At 67.7% G+C, this 789-nt stretch carries 1 protein-coding gene; it reads left to right on the top strand.

The window, feature by feature from the left end; genetic code table 11:
• Positions 1 to 4: 4 nt before the first annotated feature.
• A partial coding sequence (locus L5014_RS38290; RefSeq protein WP_238469054.1) for a substrate-binding periplasmic protein occupies positions 5 to 789 on the top strand: 785 nt, incomplete at its 3' end.

Here is a 789-nt window from a genome sequence, read left to right as displayed (position 1 = left end):
CATCATGAACATTCGACTCACCCATATTGCGCTCGCCGCCGCGCTCGCGGCCGGCGCTGCGCAGTCATCTGCGCAGGCGGCGTCCAGCGTGCGCGTGTGCACATTGCCTGGCAGTCCTTCGGCCGAGCTGGACACGTCCGTTGCACGCGCCGTGCTGGACACCGCCGGCATCGCCGCGACGTTTTCGACGCGCGGCATCGACGACAACAGTGGCGACGACGGTATCTCCGCTCGTGAACTCACCCAGTCGCTGCAGCGCGACTGCGATGTGATCGCGGGCTTCCCACGTTCGAGCGTGGCCGATGGCGCCGACTCGCACCTGCTTTTCTCGCAGGGCTACCTGCATTCCGGCTACGTGAGCGTCACACTGCGCGACGCGCATGGTGCACACACGGGCGTCGCGCCCGCCGACGGCAAGATCACCATCGCCGCCACCTGGTCGAGCCCCTCGCAATTGATCGCGGTCCAGCAGAAGAATGCGCGCTTCGATCTCGAGAACACCTCGGAGCTTACTGTCGACGCGCTCGCCAGGGGCCGCGCACAGCGTGCGATCGTCTGGTATCCGGCCGTGGTTGCGTACCGGCGTGCGCACCCCGGGCAGCAGTTCGACGTCGCCAGCGCCGGGTCGCCCTACGCCGACTGGAATCTCGTGTTTGCTTCGGGACCCGGCACGCAGTCGCTGCAAAAGCGCATCGACGGGGCAATCACGCGCATGCGTGGCGATGGCCGGCTCGCTGCGCTGACGCGCGGCTGGGCGCTGCCCGCCAGTAACGTCCACTCGAACGTCCA

It is taken from the genome of Paraburkholderia tagetis (assembly GCF_022213065.1).
Taxonomy (GTDB): domain Bacteria; phylum Pseudomonadota; class Gammaproteobacteria; order Burkholderiales; family Burkholderiaceae; genus Paraburkholderia; species Paraburkholderia tagetis.
The sequence above is the reverse complement of the archived record's forward strand: the minus strand, read 5'-3'. Positions and strand labels throughout refer to the sequence as shown.